Here is a 15,452-nt window from a genome sequence, read left to right on the forward strand (position 1 = left end):
TGTCCGTGGGCGCCTCAAGCTCCCGCCGGCCCCTTCGCGTGCGGCGGCTCGGCCCAGTGCACCACGGCCTCCAGGCCGCCCCCCTTGCGGTTGCGCAGCACCAGCGTGGCGTGGTTGTTGCCCGCCAGGTCGCGGGCGATGGTCAGGCCCAGCCCCGCGCCCCCGGTCTCGCGCGAACGGGAGGTTTCCAGCCGCACGAAGGGCTGGAACACCGTCTCCAGCTCTTCCTCGGTCATGCCCGGGCCCTCGTCGCGCACGTAGACCGTGACGCCATCCGTGCCGACATGGGTCGACACCCGCGCCGTGCGGCCGTATTTCAGGGCATTGTCGACCAGATTGGAGAACAGCCGGCGCATGGCCAGCGGACGCAGCATCAGCACCGCCCCGCAGCCCTGCTCGAACACGGCATTGCCGCCGGTCTCGGCCGCATCCTCGACCACGCTTTCCAGCAGCGAATCCAGGTCCAGCGCCACGAACGGTTCGGAGGTGGCCGCGCTGCGCGCCAGGTCCAGGCCCTCGCGGATCAGGGCGCCCATCGCCGCCAGGTCGCCGATCAGCCGGTCGCGCAGCGGTTCGTCGGGCACGTCCTCCAGCCGCAGCCGCAGGCGCGTCAGCGGCGTTTGCAGGTCATGGGTGATGGCCGCCAGCATCTGCGTGCGTTCCGCCAGGTGGCGCTGCAGGCGCTGCTGCATGACGTTGAAGGCATGCGACGCGCGCCGCACCTCGAGCGGGCCTTGCAAGGACAGCGGCCGGCCCTTCAGGTTCTGGCCGAGCTGGTCCGCCGCGTCGGCCAGTCGGCGCAGCGGCTGGCTGGCCAGGCGCGCCACCACGAACGACAGCAGTCCGACGCAGACGGCCAGCAGCGACAGGTAGACCAGATCGGAGGCCAGCGCGGGCGGATGCGTGATCGGCGGCGACCCCAGCGCCAGCGTAAGCGGCGTACCGTCGCGCAACTGCACGTTCATCACCCGGCACACGCCCGGCGGACCACCGTTACCGCCGCGCATGCCATGGAGCATGGGTGGCGCAGGCATGAAATCCGGCATGCGCGGCCGGCAGTCCTGTTCGTCGGCGGTGCGGGCGATCACGCCGGCGAAACGCGAGTACTGCGCCTCCAGCACCTCCGCGAAGGCATCGTCCCTGGCCAGCGTCGGCGTATCGGGCGACACGCTGTGGATACCCGGTCCGCCCAGTTCCAGCAGCCGCGCTCGCAGTTCGCCCTGGCTGTCGTCCAGCATGCCGACGTAGCCGTTCAGGCGGTCGGCGGTGCGCAGCATGTCGTGGTGCTCGATCTCGCGGGCGCGCCGGCCTTCGGCCAGCACGGTGGCCAGCATCGCCGCGGCGGACATGCCCAGCAGCAGGATCAGGAACAGCCGGCCGGCCATCGTCGAAAAGAACCGCCGCACGCGCCTCATTCCAGCGTCACTGCCGCGGCCAGCACATAGCCCTCGTTGCGCACGGTCTTGATCAGGCCCTCTCCGCCCCCGCCCTGGCCGAACTTGTAGCGCAGGCGGCTGACCTGCAGGTCGATGGCCCGTTCCTGGCCGTCGTACTCACGGCGCGAGGACAGCGAGATCAGGCGCTCGCGGCTGAGCACCTTGTTGGCATGGGTGACGAAGGTGCGCAGCAGGCGGAATTCGGCGCCCGACAGCACGATGACGCGGCCGCTGGGATCCACCAGGTGGCGGCGCTCCAGGTCGAACACCCAATCCAGGAAATGCGCCCGTCGGATCGACAGCGGCTCCATGCTGGCCGGCAGCGCCTCGGTGCGGCGCAGCACGTTGCGGATGCGAGCCTGCAATTCGCGCGGCTCGAAGGGTTTGGTGAGGTAGTCGTCCGCCCCCATTTCCAGGCCCAGCACGCGGTCGAAGGCTTCGCCGCGCGCGGTCAGCATGATGACGGGGGTCTGCGATTGCGCGCGCAGGTCGCGGCACAGCATCAGGCCGTCCTCGCCCGGCAGGTTGAGGTCGAGCACGATCAGGTCGACGTGCTCGCGGCTGAGTATGGCGCGCATCTCCACGCCCTGGGCGGCGGTGCTGACCCGATAGCCGAGCCGCCCCAGCTGTTCGGCCAGCAGATTGCGGATGTCGGCATCGTCGTCGACGATGAGCAAATGGTGCACGCGTAAGTCCTTGAGGTTCATGGGCCGAGATGATTCATTTTATTCGCGCGTTCCGCACGTGGAATTTCGTGTCGCAGCATGTCAGGCGGACCAGGCGACACATAACGACATCGGCACGGCAGACTTGGTACGTGGCGACATCTTTAGAGCGTTGCCAGCCCTGGCCGGGCTATCCAGACTGCGGGACTTCCCTGATTGCACGGGGGTTCAGCCCCCCTTTTCGACGACGTGAGCCTCTCTCTTTCTGGACGCCGGCGCGGCTGGCTGATCGCCGGCGCCGTCACGGCAGCCGGCCTGGCGGCCGTGCTGCTCTGGCCCCGCCCCGCTCCGCCGCAACTGGCCACCTCGCCCGTGACGCGCGCCGACATCGAGGACGCGGTGGTGGCCACCGGCACCCTCAAGCCATCGAACCTGGTCAGCGTGGGCGCACAGGTGTCGGGCCGCATCGAATCGCTGAAGGTGGCGCTGGGCGATCGCGTGAAAGCCGGCGACCTGATCGCGGAAATCGATTCGCGCACCCAGGTCAACACCTTGCAGAGCGCGCAGGCCAACCTTGAGAATGCGCGCGCCCTGCGCGACGTGCAGACGGCCAATTTGCGCCAGTACGAGCAGGAATACAAGCGCCAGCGCATCATGCTGGCCGCGCAGGCCTCGGCGCAGGCCGACTACGACACCGCGCTGGCCAACCTGAAATCCACCCAGGCGCAGATCCGCGCGCTGGACGCGTCCATCAAGGTGCAGCAGACCAGCGTCTCCACCGCCCAGACCAACCTGGGCTACACCCGCATCACTGCGCCCATCGACGGCACCGTGCTGGCCGTGGTGTCCAAGCAGGGCCAGACCGTCAACGCCAACCAGACCACGCCCACCATCGTGATGCTGGGCGCCGTGAGCACCATGACGGTGTATGCGGAAATCTCCGAGGCCGACGTGGTCAAGGCGGCGGAGGGCCAGGAGGTCTATTTCACGATCCTGGGCAATACGAAGAAGCGCTATCACAGCACGCTGCGCCGCATCGAACCGGCGCCGGAATCCATCACCGACGAGGACACCTCCAGCGCGTCCAAGTCATCCACTTCATCGTCGACCAGCAGCACGGCGATCTACTACAACGGCGTGTTCGATGTGAACAACAGCGACAACGAATTGCGCACCTACATGACGGCGGAAGTGCACATCGTACTGGCCCGCGCAAGCCACGCGCTGGTGATTCCGGCCTCCGCGCTGAGCGCCCAGCACGACGACGGCACGGCCAGCGTCCAGGTGCAAGGCCGGGACGGCCGGCCGGAAACCCGCCGCATCAAGACAGGCATCAACAACCGGGTCAGCGTGCAGGTGCTGTCCGGCCTGCAGGAAGGCGAACGCGTGGTGGTGGGCCAGGCCGGCGCCGCGCCCGCCGTGCCCCAGAACAACCGCCGCGGTCCGCCGCCCATGGGCTTCTGACATGGCCTACGCATTGCTGCAACTGCGCGGCCTGGTGCGCAGCTTTCCCGCGGGCGAAGGCACGCTGGACGTACTGAAGGACATTAACCTGGACATCGACTCGGGCGAGATGGTCGCCATCGTCGGCGCGTCGGGTTCGGGCAAGTCGACCCTGATGAACATCCTGGGCTGCCTGGACCGGCCCAGCCGCGGCACCTACCGCGTGGCGGGCCGCGAGACCGGCGCCATGGCGCCCGACGAATTGGCGCAACTGCGGCGCGAGCACTTCGGCTTCGTGTTCCAGCGCTACCACCTGCTGGGCGACCTGGATGCGCTGGGCAATGTCGAAGTGCCGGCCGTCTACGCCGGCCATGCCCGGGCCGGGCGGCGCGAACGGGCCCGGCAACTGCTGGCGCGCCTGGGCCTGGCGGACCGCACCGGGCATCGTCCCGGACAACTGTCGGGCGGGCAGCAACAGCGCGTGAGCATCGCCCGCGCCCTGATGAACGGCGGTCAGGTCATCCTGGCCGACGAACCCACCGGCGCGCTGGACAGCCGGTCGGGCGAGGAAGTGATGGGCATCCTGCAAGAGCTGCACGCGCAGGGCCATACGATCATCCTGGTGACGCACGACATGTCCGTCGCCCGCCACGCGCAGCGCATCATCGAGCTGCATGACGGCGCGGTGGTGGCCGACCGGCGCGAGACGCCCGCCTCCCCGGCGCGGCCCGCGCGCGATACGCGGCAGGCCGCGCGGCGCGGCTGGTTGCCGCACTGGGACCGTTTCACCGAGGCCTTCCGCATGGCCTGCCTGGCCATGATCGCGCACAAGCTGCGCACCCTGCTGACCATGCTGGGCATCATCATCGGCATCGCCTCGGTGGTGCTGGTGGTGGCGCTGGGGCGCGGATCGCAGGAACAGGTGCTGAGCAACATCAACGCGCTGGGCACCAACACCATCGACGTCTTTCCCGGCGCCGGCTTCGGCGACCTGCGCTCGGGCCGTGTGCAGACGCTGCGCGCGGCCGACGTGGCGGCGCTGGCCGAGCAGAGCTACGTGGACAGCGCCACGCCGAACGTATCGACCTCGGTGACGGCGCGCCTGGGCGGCGCCGCGGCCACCACCCAGGTCTACGGCGTGGGCGACCAGTACTTCCGGGTGAAGGGCCTGAAAATGGCGCGGGGCATGGCCTTCGACGCCGCCGCCGTGGCGGCCATGGAGCGCAGCGTGGTCATCGATCCCAACACGCGCGACAAGTTCTTCCCGAACGGCGAAGACCCCATCGGCCGCGTACTGCTGCTGGGCCAGGTGCCCTGCACCGTGATCGGCGTGTCGCAGAAGCAGACCACGGGTTTCGGCAGCAGCAGCGACCTGCGCGTCTGGGTGCCCTACACGACCGCCATGCACCGCATGCTGGGCCAATCCTATGTCTCCAGCATCACCGTGCGCGTGGACGACGCCACACCGATGACGGCTGCCGAGGCCGCCCTCTCGAAAGTGCTGCTGCTGCGCCATGGCACGCAGGATTTCTTCCTGAACAACACCGCCGAAATCCGGGAAACCATCGAGAAGACCACGCGGACGATGACGCTGATGATCGGCGCCATCGCCATGATCTCGCTGGTGGTGGGCGGCATCGGCGTGATGAACATCATGCTGGTGTCGGTCACCGAGCGCACCCGCGAGATCGGCGTGCGCATGGCCGTGGGCGCGCGCCGCGCGGACATCATGCAGCAGTTCCTGATCGAGGCGGTGGTGGTGTGCATGCTAGGCGGCGTGCTGGGCGTGCTGGGGGCCCTGGGCGGCGGCGCGCTGATCCGTGCGGCGGGCGCGAACTACACGCTGTCCTTCTCCCCGCTGTCGATCATCGCCGCCTTTGCCTGCTCGACCCTGATCGGCGTGGTCTTCGGCTTTTTACCCGCCCGCAACGCCGCGCGGCTGGACCCCGTGGACGCCCTGGCAAGAGAATGACGATGCCTACCCTGCGATTGATCCCTATCCTGGCCTGCTGCGGCCTGCTGGGCGCCTGCGCCGGCAACACCTCGCCCGCCACCCCCGAGCTGCGCGTCCCCGCGCGCTACGCAGCCGGCGGCCCGGCCGAACCCGCTCACGACAAGGTCGAACTGAATGCCACCTACCCCGTGCGCAACACCGCGGAACAGGCCTGGTGGCGGGCCTTCGGCGACGAGCGCCTGTCACGATTGGTGGAACAGGTGCTGGCCGCCAATCCCAACCTGGCCGCCGCCGGCCTGACCTTGCGCAAAGCGCGACTGCAGGCCGGGCTGGCGCGCAATGACCTGTGGCCCCAACCCAGCGGCAGCGTGAACGCCAACGGCAACCACGCGCTGTCGGGCGACGCCACGACGCAGCGCAGCGGGGCCACCAGCCTGTCGCTGAGCTGGGAGATCGACCTGTGGGGCCGCCTGCGCGCCGCGCGCGATGCCGCGCAGTGGGAAGCCCGGGCCAGCGCCGAAGACCGCGAGAACACCGCGCTGGCGCTGGCCGGCGAGGCCTGCCAGCAATACTGGACGCTGGCCTACCTGAACCACAGCATCGAGACCGGCCAGGCCCACATCGAACAGTTGCGGCGCACGCTGCAACTGGTGCAGGTGCAGTTCGACGCGGGCGGCGTGTCGCTGCTGGACGTGCGCGACGCGCAGCAGAACCTGCAGGCGCAACTGGCCGCGCAGAGTCAACTGGTGCAACAGCGCGTACAGGCGCGCAACGCCATCACGGTGTTGCTCGGCGGCCGGGCCTGGCCGCAGGCCGACGAACCCACACGCCTCGATGGCGCGGCCGCGCTGGCGCCGCGCGCGGGCATCCCCGCCGAATTGCTGAGCCGCCGGCCCGACCTGCGCGCCGCCGAGCTGCGCCTGCGCGAAGCCCTGGCGAACATCGACGCCACCGCGCGCAGCTACTACCCGGCCCTGACGCTGACGGGCAGCGCCGGCACCAGCAGCACGTCGCTGTCGAACCTGCTGGCCAACCCCGTGGCGGCCCTGGGCGCGGGCCTGACCTTGCCGTTCCTGAACGTGCCGCGCATGCGATTGAACAACGACATCGCCCGCACCGGGTACGAGATTGCCGCCAACACTTTCCGGGGCACCCTGTATTCGGCGTTGAAAGACGTCGACAATGCCCTGAGCGCGCGCACCCAACTGGCCGAGCAGCGTGAGGCGAGCCAGCGCTCGTTCGAGGCGGCGCAGGATGTCGAGCGCATGTATGGCGTGCGCTATCGCGTGGGAGCGACCGCGCTGCGCACGTGGCTGGATGCGCAGCAGACGCTGCGCGAGGCTGAACTGTCGCTGGCGCAGGTACGCCAGAGTCAGCGGCTGAACGACGTGACGCTGTTCCTGGCGCTGGGCGGCGCCCCGAACTGAGCCCGGCGGACGGCCGGCCCGGCGGACATCAGAGGCCGGTAGTACGCGGCACCGGGCAGGCGCCCACGCCGCACTGCAGGACGGCTCCGGCCATGCCGGACAGCACCGCGGCCAGGAACAGCCCCATGACGATCATGCCGGGCAGGCCCACGGGACGCTTGAGCGCGTTGTCGCCCCACTTGCGATCGACGATCAGCATCAGCAGCGAAAACAGGATCAGCGCCAGGAAGCCCGCCGCCGACCAGGTCGGCCAGCGCAGGCCCAGCAGCGTATCCGTGGATACGGCGGCGCCGGGCACCACCTGCATCAGCACCTGTTGCGCGGCCAGGGCAAACCCCGCCAGCGAGGGGAGGATAACCATGGAATAGTGCATGGGCGACGGGCCCAGCCGCACGTTCAGCAGCAGCCCCACGCCAGCCAGCACCAGCGCGCCGCGCTGCAACAGGCACAGCGGGCACGACGGCCCGGGATGGATCACCTGCCAGGCCAGTGTGAGGATGAGCGCGCAGGACAGCAGCAGCAGCGCCAGCGAACTGCCCAGGCGCGACCGGCCGCCCGCGTTATGTACGAAGAGCATCCCACGGCCTCCTAGAGCACGAATGGCAGCCGTGCCGCCAGATAGGGATAAGCCGCGATCCCGAACAGGATGAACGTCGCCACCCAAAGCAGGAAACAGGCGGGCCGTCTGCCCAGCAAGCCGTACCACACGGCCGCCGCGCCAACCACGAACGGCAACATCAAACCCATTTCTCACTCCGTAGACATTACGGGACGGAAGTATAGGTAACAACTGGAAATCAAAGCAACGTGCAGGAAATGAATTTCCTGTGAATGCGAACTTCCGCACGCCCGGCGGGCGGCCTCCGACAGAAAGAGGCCGTCCAGAACATACAGGGCGCCGACATGGGCGCCCTGTGCGGGTGAGGATCAGGCCTTCAAGGCCTTCAGGCCATCAGGCGGTCCAGCGCTTCGCGGTACTTGGCCGCGGTTTTTTCCAGCACCTCGGCCGGCAGGCGTGGCGCGGGCGGGGTCTTGTCCCAAGTCTGGGTTTCGAGCCAGTCGCGCACGAACTGCTTGTCGAACGACGGGGGGCTGATGCCCACGCGATAGCCGTCGGCGGGCCAGAAGCGCGACGAATCGGGCGTCAGCACTTCGTCCATCAGGTACAGCGCGCCGTCTTCGTCCAGGCCGAATTCGAACTTGGTGTCGGCGATGATGATGCCCTTGGTGGCTGCGAAGGCAGCCGCCTCGGCGTACAGGCGCAGCGTGACGTCGCGGATGCGCTCGGCCATCTCCTGGCCCACTTCGGCCACCACGTGGGCGAAGTCGACGTTCTCGTCGTGCATGCCGAACTCGGCCTTGGCGGCCGGCGTGAAGATGGGCTCGGGCAGCTTGTCGGCCTGCTGCAGGCCGGCGGGCAACGCGATGCCGCACACCGAACCGGTGGCCTGGTAGTCCTTCCAGCCCGAACCGATGAGATAACCCCGCGCCACCGCTTCGACCAGCACGGGCTTCAGGCGCTTGACCACCACGGCGCGGCCGCGCACCTGGTCGATCTCGTCGGGCGCCACCACGTCTTCGGCGGCCACGCCGGTGGAGTGGTTAGGCAGCACGTGCGCCAGCTTCTTCAGCCAGAACTCGGTCAGTTCCGTCAGCACCTGGCCCTTGCCGGGGATGGGATCGTCGAGGATGACGTCGAACGCCGAGATACGGTCGGATGCGACGATCAGCAGCTTGTCGTCGCCCACGGCGTACATGTCGCGCACCTTGCCGCGACCCAGCAGCGGCAAGGACTTGATGTTGGATTCGTGCAGAGCGGAGGTCACGGATGGGGCCTGGCAGAAAAGACGATTCCCGCTCGGGAGGCCCGCAGCGGGAGTCAGGAGGAATCAGGAATGGGCGCGGGCGGCGGGGCCGGCTCGCGCAAAACGCATAGGTTACTGCAAACCCGGCCGTCCCGCGCGGCGCGTTGACTACACTGGGAACGGGCGGCGGCCCGCCCTGGCACGCCGCGTACGGAAAATCCACGGAGACACGCATGCAAGAGACCTCGACCCGCGCCAGCGCGCCCCTGGCAGGCGGCTGCCAGTGCGGCGCCGTGCGGTACACCCTGACGGCGCCTCCGCTCACCGCCGCCACCTGCCATTGCCGGGACTGCCAGTTCTCCAGCGGCGGCGCGCCGGCCCATGCCCTGATCGTGCCCGCTGGCGCCGTGCAGGTCCTGCAAGGCGAGGCCCGGCAGTACCGCTACGCCGGGGGATCCGGGCGCGAGGTCATGCGCAGTTTCTGTCCGGCCTGCGGCACCCCGCTGTTCGGCGGCTCGGAAGGCGCCCCCTATGAAGTCGTGCGCGCAGGCTCCCTGGACGATCCCGAGGCGTTCCGGGCGCGTGCCAGTCTCTGGACCGCCTCGGCGCCGTCCTGGCACCACGTCGCCGATGACGTGCCGGCTTTCCCGGGCAATGCTCCCAGCGCCTAGGGTCGCTGCCGGCGGGATCGTGGGCTCGTCCCGTGGCCGCTGGAAAGGGAAAAGGCTCCTTGCGGAGCCTTTCCGGAACGTGAAGGGCCGCCGACGGCGGCCCAACGCGCCTTACTGGACGACCTGCTCCAGCTTGCCCGCGGCGTAGCGCTGGGCCATTTCATCCAGCGGGACCGCCTTGATCTTGCTGGCGTTGCCGGCGGTGCCGAATTCCTGGTAACGGGCCACGCAGACAGCCTTGGCGGCGGCGCGGGCGGGCTTCAGGTATTCGCGCGGATCGAACTTCGACGGGTTCTCGCCCATGAAGCGGCGGATCGCGCCGGTCATGGCCAGGCGGATGTCGGTGTCGATGTTGATCTTGCGCACGCCGAACTTGATGGCTTCCTGGATTTCCTCGACGGGCACGCCGTAGGTTTCCTTCATGTCGCCGCCGAATTCGCGGATCTCGGCCAGCAGTTCCTGCGGCACGCTGGAGCTGCCGTGCATCACCAGGTGGGTGTTGGGCAGGCGGGCGTGGATTTCCTTGATGCGCGAGATCGACAGGATGTCGCCGGTGGGCTTGCGCGTGAACTTGTAGGCGCCGTGGCTGGTGCCGATGGCGATGGCCAGCGCGTCGAGCTGCGTGCGGCGCACGAAGTCGGCGGCCTGCTCGGGATCGGTCAGCAGCTGGTCCATGGTGAGCTTGCCGTCGGCGCCGTGGCCGTCTTCCTTGTCGCCTTCCATGGTTTCCAGCGAGCCCAGGCAGCCCAGTTCGCCTTCGACCGTGACGCCCAGCTTGTGGGCCATGTCGACCACCTTGCGGGTGACCTCGACGTTGTAGTCGTACTCGGCGATGCTCTTGCCGTCTTCCTTCAGCGAGCCGTCCATCATCACGCTGGAGAAGCCCAGCTCGATGGCGCCCTGACAGATCTTGGGCGACTGGCCGTGGTCCTGGTGCATGACGACCGGGATGTGCGGATAGGATTCGACGGCGGCCTGGATCAGGTACTTCAGGAAGCCTTCGCCCGCGTACTTGCGCGCGCCGGCCGAGGCTTGCATGATCACCGGGCTGTCGGTCTCGGCAGCGGCTTCCATGATGGCCTGGACCTGCTCCAGGTTGTTGACGTTGAAGGCGGGAATGCCGTAACCGTTCTCGGCCGCGTGGTCGAGCAACTGGCGCATGGAAACGAGGGCCATGGAGGACTCCTGGAAACTTGGTGTTATCGGATTGAATTCGTGCTGAACAGCAGGATTTTACGGGAATGCGGCGCGGGTCTTGTGAGGATCCGTTGCAAGACCTGGCGGGGCGGTTCGGAACGGAAGATCAGCGCCGCGCTCAGAGGCGCGCCACGCTGGTTTCGAACTGCTCGGGCGGCATGGGTTTGCCCAGCAGGAAGCCCTGCAGCGAATCGCAGCCCAGGTCGGTCAGGAACGACTGCTGCTCGGCAGTCTCGACGCCCTCGGCCGCCACCTTCAGCTTGAGCTTCTGGCCCAGCGCCACGATGGCGGACACCACGGCCGCGTCTTCCGTATCGCCCTGCAACTGGCGCACGAAACCGCGGCCGATCTTCAGCTCGGTGGCGGGCAGGCGCTTGAGGTACAGCAGGCTGGAATAACCGCTGCCGAAATCGTCGATGGAAATGCGCACGCCCAGGCCGACCAGGCGGCGCAACAGCGACAGCGTGGTCTCGGCGTCGCGCATGGCGGTGGACTCGGTGATCTCGAGGATCAGACTGCGCGGCGGCAGCGCATGGCGCTCCAGGGCCTGTTGCACCAAGTCATACAGGCCTTCATGCACGAACTGCGCGGCGGACAGGTTGACCGACATGGTCCAGCCGTGATGGCCGGCCTGGTGCCACTCATGCAACTGGCGGCAGGCCTCGTCCAGCACCCATTCCCCGATGGACACGATCAGCCGCGAACGCTCGGCCAGCGGAATGAAGCGGTCGGGCGGGATCAGGCCTTTCTCGGGGTGCAGCCAGCGGATCAGCGCCTCGGCGCCCATGATCTCGCCGTCGGGCCGGAACTTGGGCTGGTAGTGCAGCACCAGTTGCTTGCGGGCCCGCGCCTGGCGCAGATCCTGCAGCATGCGCAACTGTTCCTGCGCATTGCTGTTCATGGAGGGTTCGAAATAGCTGAAGCGCGCCCGGCCCATGCGCTTGGCGTGGTACATGGCGGCGTCGGCGTTTCGCATCAGCGTGCGGGGACTGTCGCCATTGGCGGGATACAGGGCGATGCCGCAACTGGCGGAGACAGCCACCCGGTGGCCCATCACGGTAACGGGCCGCGACAGCACCTTGATCAGCCGCGACGCCACCGAGGCGGCATCATTGGGCTCGGTCACCTCGCTGAGCACGACGAATTCGTCGCCGCCCAGCCGGGCCGCGGTATCCGCGCCGCGCAACTGGCGGCGGATGCGGCCGGCCAGCTCCACCAGCAAGGCGTCGCCGGTATGGTGCCCGTAGGCATCGTTGACCGACTTGAATCCATCCAGATCGAGGAACAGCAGCGCGAAGGTGCCATTGGAACGGCGGGCGGTCTCGATAGCCTGCTTGACCTGCTGTTCGAGCAGGATGCGGTTGGGCAGCTTGGTCAGGTTGTCGTGCAGGGCCAACCGCAGCAGTTCTTCGTTGGCGCCCGCCAGCGAACGGGCCAGCACGGCCGTGCGCGACTCGAGCCGCGCGTCCAGCACGGCCACCACCAGCGCCATGGCGAAAATGCACGAGGTGACCACCGCCACCGCCGCCGCCAGCCATTGCGCAGACAAGCCGTCGACGGCCGCCAGGCAGACGCTATCGGCCGGGAACATGGCCGCGCTCATGCCCATGTAGTGCATGCCGCACACCGCGGCCGCCATGATGGACGCCGCCGCCAGACGGTCGCGCAGCTTCCGGCGGGCCTGGCGCCGCACCCAATGCGCCATCCACAGCGCCAGCGCCGAGCAGCCGATGGCAATGGCCGCGGCCGCCGCCAGGCGGGACGGCAGGTAGACGATGCCAGGCGCCATGCGCATGGCGGCCATGCCCGTGAAATGCATGGCCAGCACCGCGCCGCCCATCAGCACCGCGCCCAACGCCAGCATCCCCGCCGACAATTGCGGCCGGCAGGCGATGCGCAAGGCGAGCAACGCCCCGGCCACCGAGATCAGCAGCGAGCCCGCCGTCATGGCGATGTCGTAACCGATGGGGATGGGCAGGCTGAAGGCCAGCATGCCGATGAAATGCATGGACCAGATGCCCAGGCCGAGCACGAACCCGCTGCCCGCCAGCCAATATCGGCCAGCAGCGCCCTGGGCGCTGTCGATACGGCTTGCCAGTTCGAACGAAGTCAAAGAGGCGAAGACCGCGACCAATATGGACACGGCGACCGTTGCCAATTCGTAGCTGCCGTTCAACATCGTTCCGACATCCCGCCTGTATCCGATTCGGGGAACCGGTTCTGGGTCGTCAATCTGCAGACGGTATGCATTGAGGCGATGGCATCCGTGTGCAGTCGGTCCCCGGCAAGATTGGGTCCGGGGCGGTCTTGCCTAGGCACCGCTGTGGTAGCCATATGTAAAAAAACCGGAATAATTGTAGCCGCGGTTGCCGGGAAAGGGGAACCGTTACAGGCGGCAGGTATATATTGGGGACCTCCTGCCATTTCCAGACTGCCATGCTTCACGGTTCTTGCCTATGTGGCCGCATCGCGTACACGGTGAACGGCCCTCTTTCCGATGCGTTGAATTGCCATTGCCGCACGTGCCGCAAGACGCACGGCGCGGCCTTCCGGTCGCGCGCCACGGTACAGGCCCGGGATTTCGCCTGGACCCAGGGCGAGAACCAGATCACCTGGTACGCCTCGTCGCCCGGCAATTATCGCGGGTTCTGCAGCGCTTGCGGGACCCCGCTGCTGAGCCGCTTCGACCAGATGCCCGATGTATACGGCCTGCCTCTGGGCGCGCTGGACGACGATCCGGGCATCAAACCCGAACGCCACGTACACGTGGACAGCAAGGCGCCGTGGCACGACATCACCGACGATCTGCCCCGGCATCCCCAAGGACAAGACACCGGATACTAGCAAAAACCCTTGCAATAAGTTATAGTTATTTTCTGCCCGAGTAATTTTTGCCATTGAGAACGATGGCGAATACAGTCGGGCGGCAGGAAAGCCGCCGGGGATCCGGGGACTTCCTTCGGGAAAGCTCAATTGCAAGCCTACCGACGGCCTCCGGCAGCAACCTCAGTACCCCGCAGTACCGAATTTCTTGTCTCTTGCATGTCCGCCGCCGGCGCTGCCCGGCTCCGTTCAACAAGAAAAACACGCTTCTTCCGGCGGCCTGCCCCGCACAGGCAAACCGTCGCGACCAAGCCGCGCCTCTTGGCGCACACTGCCCTCGCGGCCAGCGTACCCGTCCCTATCCCTATCCAGGGCCATGACCCGTACCCGAGCCGGTTCGCCACGCCTATGCGTCCGCGGCCGGCACACCGCTTGGGCATCCGGCATCCGTGCCGCGTTCGCGCGGCGCCTGCGCATCACAATCAAGGAGTCATCATGGCGAAAGAAGAACTGATCGAACTGGACGGCATCGTCGACGAAGTGCTGCCGGACAGCCGCTACCGCGTCAAGCTGGACAATGGTATCGAAGTGGGCGCCTATGCCTCCGGCCGCATCCGCAAGCACCGCATCCGCATCCTGGCGGGCGACCGCGTCACGCTCGAGATGTCGCCCTATGACCTGACCAAGGGCCGCATCAACTTCCGCCACAAGGACGAACGCGGTCCCGCACCGAGCGCCCGTCCCCAGCAATATCGCCGCTGATCCATCGAGGGCGGGGTAAAATCCGCGCCGGCCGCAGCCGTAGTGTCTTACGTCCGGCGTCCACCCCGCCTTCCTTAGATTGGCCATGTCAGAAAACAGCAGCGACGCACTCCAGCAGGCGGCAGACCGCCTGCAAAAGGCCCGCCGCGCCTTCGAGCGCGGCGAAAAAGGCCTGCTCATGCTGCGCCGCTCGCGCACGGCGTTCATCAGCAGCCTGCGCAACACGGGCCTGACCTACTCGCAGGCCCGCGTCAAATACGACAACTGCATCGACGAGCAGCAACGCATCCACGTTCAGGAAAAGCACCAGTTGCAATACGCGGAACGGGTGTACGCGTCGCTGTGCGAGCCGTTGCAGAAAGCCGGCGCCTGACGCCGGCCTGGCGCCACATCAGGGCTTGAACGCCCCGATGAAGATGGCCGGATCGACACGCACGTTGTTCAGGCTGACGTTCCAGTGCAGATGCGGGCCGGTGGCGCGGCCGGTAGCCCCCACCTTGCCGACCGGCGCGCCACGCGCCAGTTCGTCGCCCACCTTCACGTCGATGGCCGACAGGTGGCAGAACATGCTGATCATGCCCTGCCCATGATCGACGAACACCGTCTTGCCGTTGAAGAAATAGTCTCCCACCAGCACCACGCGGCCGGCCGCGGGCGCCATGACCGGCGTGCCCGCCGGCACCGCGAAGTCCAGCCCCGAGTGCGGATTGCGCGCTTCGCCATTGAAGAAACGGCGCAGCCCGAAGGGACTGGACAGGCGGCCGCCCGCCACCGGACGATCGAGCACCACATTGCTGGGCGTAACGCCGGCACGGTAGACGGCATAAGCCGAAGTCTGCTCGTTCAGCTCGCGCTCGATGCGCTTCAGGTCATCGGGGTTGGGCGAGACCTGGCGCTTGTTCTTCAGCGTGATGTGCTGCGCCACGTATTCCTTGCTGCCCACCGAGAACGGCACGTCGCGCGCGCCGGCGGCGTCGCGCACCTGCAACGCCGTCTGGCCGGGCATGGCGCTCAGCGGGATGCCGACGATGGCGATCCACTGCCGGCCTTCCTCGCGCACCACCAGCACCCGATGCCCGCCGAAGCTGGCCTGCGGCGCCTGCGCGCCCTCGCCCAGCGCGACCACCGCCACGCCGCCGGGCACGGGCTCGTTCAGCTTGCGGCCGATGTAGCCCTGGGCCTGCGCCGTGGCCACGGCGGCCAGCGCCACGAAGCCGAATGCCGCGGCCCGCAGGCCGCGCAGCATGGCCGCACGCGTGTACGCCCTGC

Annotated in this window: 15 protein-coding genes; 7 read left to right on the forward strand and 8 right to left on the reverse strand. The window is 67.8% G+C overall.

Features of this window, described 5'->3' with window-relative positions:
* Positions 1–14: 14 nt before the first annotated feature.
* Complete coding sequence (locus A7W11_RS00945; RefSeq protein ID WP_218188558.1) at positions 15–1,406, reverse strand: ATP-binding protein; 1,392 nt, start codon at positions 1,404–1,406, stop codon at positions 15–17.
* Between the two features lie 5 nt (positions 1,407–1,411).
* A complete protein-coding gene (locus A7W11_RS00950) occupies positions 1,412–2,122 on the reverse strand; it encodes a response regulator (protein WP_235816768.1) in 711 nt (236 codons plus the stop codon).
* Between the two features lie 228 nt (positions 2,123–2,350).
* Between A7W11_RS00950 and A7W11_RS00955 the strand changes: the two genes are divergently transcribed.
* From A7W11_RS00955 to A7W11_RS00965, 3 genes are read left to right on the forward strand one after another with little or no spacing between them, the layout of a single operon-like run.
* Positions 2,351–3,565 carry an efflux RND transporter periplasmic adaptor subunit gene (locus A7W11_RS00955; RefSeq protein WP_066406543.1) on the forward strand — a complete coding sequence of 405 codons (1,215 nt, stop codon included), beginning with the start codon at positions 2,351–2,353 and terminating at the stop codon, positions 3,563–3,565.
* Position 3,566: 1 nt separating this feature from the next.
* Complete coding sequence (locus A7W11_RS00960; RefSeq protein WP_066406547.1) at positions 3,567–5,516, forward strand: MacB family efflux pump subunit; 1,950 nt, start codon at positions 3,567–3,569, stop codon at positions 5,514–5,516.
* 2 nt (positions 5,517–5,518) lie between these two features.
* The gene (locus A7W11_RS00965; protein ID WP_235816769.1) at positions 5,519–6,925 is read left to right on the forward strand and encodes an efflux transporter outer membrane subunit; all 1,407 of its coding nucleotides are present in this window, start codon (positions 5,519–5,521) and stop codon (positions 6,923–6,925) included.
* A gap of 28 nt (positions 6,926–6,953) precedes the next feature.
* Here A7W11_RS00965 and A7W11_RS00970 read toward each other — a convergent pair whose 3' ends face one another.
* From A7W11_RS00970 to A7W11_RS00975, 3 genes are all read right to left on the reverse strand, one after another.
* Positions 6,954–7,502: a disulfide bond formation protein B gene (locus tag A7W11_RS00970; RefSeq protein ID WP_066406553.1), complete on the reverse strand. Its 549-nt coding sequence runs from the start codon at positions 7,500–7,502 to the stop codon at positions 6,954–6,956.
* A gap of 11 nt (positions 7,503–7,513) precedes the next feature.
* Complete coding sequence (locus A7W11_RS28335) at positions 7,514–7,672, reverse strand: hypothetical protein (RefSeq protein ID WP_173678800.1); 159 nt, start codon at positions 7,670–7,672, stop codon at positions 7,514–7,516.
* Positions 7,673–7,869: 197 nt separating this feature from the next.
* Complete coding sequence (locus A7W11_RS00975; RefSeq protein WP_066406555.1) at positions 7,870–8,751, reverse strand: phosphoribosylaminoimidazolesuccinocarboxamide synthase; 882 nt, start codon at positions 8,749–8,751, stop codon at positions 7,870–7,872.
* A 212-nt stretch (positions 8,752–8,963) separates the two neighbouring features.
* Between A7W11_RS00975 and A7W11_RS00980 the strand changes: the two genes are divergently transcribed.
* Complete coding sequence (locus A7W11_RS00980) at positions 8,964–9,401, forward strand: GFA family protein (protein WP_066406556.1); 438 nt, start codon at positions 8,964–8,966, stop codon at positions 9,399–9,401.
* Positions 9,402–9,512: 111 nt separating this feature from the next.
* On the opposite strand, the gene fba is transcribed toward A7W11_RS00980, so the two are convergent.
* Positions 9,513–10,577 carry a class II fructose-bisphosphate aldolase gene (gene fba, locus A7W11_RS00985; RefSeq protein ID WP_066406557.1) on the reverse strand — a complete coding sequence of 355 codons (1,065 nt, stop codon included), beginning with the start codon at positions 10,575–10,577 and terminating at the stop codon, positions 9,513–9,515.
* Positions 10,578–10,716: 139 nt separating this feature from the next.
* On the reverse strand, positions 10,717–12,777 hold the full coding sequence (locus tag A7W11_RS00990) for a putative bifunctional diguanylate cyclase/phosphodiesterase (RefSeq protein WP_066406562.1): 2,061 nt from the start codon (positions 12,775–12,777) through the stop codon (positions 10,717–10,719).
* Positions 12,778–13,034: 257 nt separating this feature from the next.
* Here A7W11_RS00990 and A7W11_RS00995 point away from each other — a divergent pair, with 257 nt between their 5' ends.
* The 3 genes from A7W11_RS00995 to A7W11_RS01005 all read left to right on the forward strand — a co-directional run bounded on the left by A7W11_RS00995 (position 13,035) and on the right by A7W11_RS01005 (position 14,556).
* A complete protein-coding gene (locus tag A7W11_RS00995) occupies positions 13,035–13,442 on the forward strand; it encodes a GFA family protein (protein WP_066406567.1) in 408 nt (135 codons plus the stop codon).
* Positions 13,443–13,916: 474 nt separating this feature from the next.
* On the forward strand, positions 13,917–14,183 hold the full coding sequence (infA, locus tag A7W11_RS01000) for a translation initiation factor IF-1 (RefSeq protein ID WP_066406569.1): 267 nt from the start codon (positions 13,917–13,919) through the stop codon (positions 14,181–14,183).
* Between the two features lie 85 nt (positions 14,184–14,268).
* Positions 14,269–14,556 (forward strand): hypothetical protein, encoded by a 288-nt coding sequence (locus A7W11_RS01005; RefSeq protein ID WP_066406570.1) that lies wholly within the window; start codon positions 14,269–14,271, stop codon positions 14,554–14,556.
* An 18-nt stretch (positions 14,557–14,574) separates the two neighbouring features.
* Here A7W11_RS01005 and A7W11_RS01010 read toward each other — a convergent pair whose 3' ends face one another.
* Positions 14,575–15,429: a peptidoglycan DD-metalloendopeptidase family protein gene (locus A7W11_RS01010; protein WP_066406660.1), complete on the reverse strand. Its 855-nt coding sequence runs from the start codon at positions 15,427–15,429 to the stop codon at positions 14,575–14,577.
* Positions 15,430–15,452: the final 23 nt, after the last annotated feature.

It is taken from the genome of Bordetella ansorpii (assembly GCF_900078315.1).
Taxonomy (GTDB): Bacteria; Pseudomonadota; Gammaproteobacteria; order Burkholderiales; family Burkholderiaceae_B; genus Bordetella; species Bordetella ansorpii.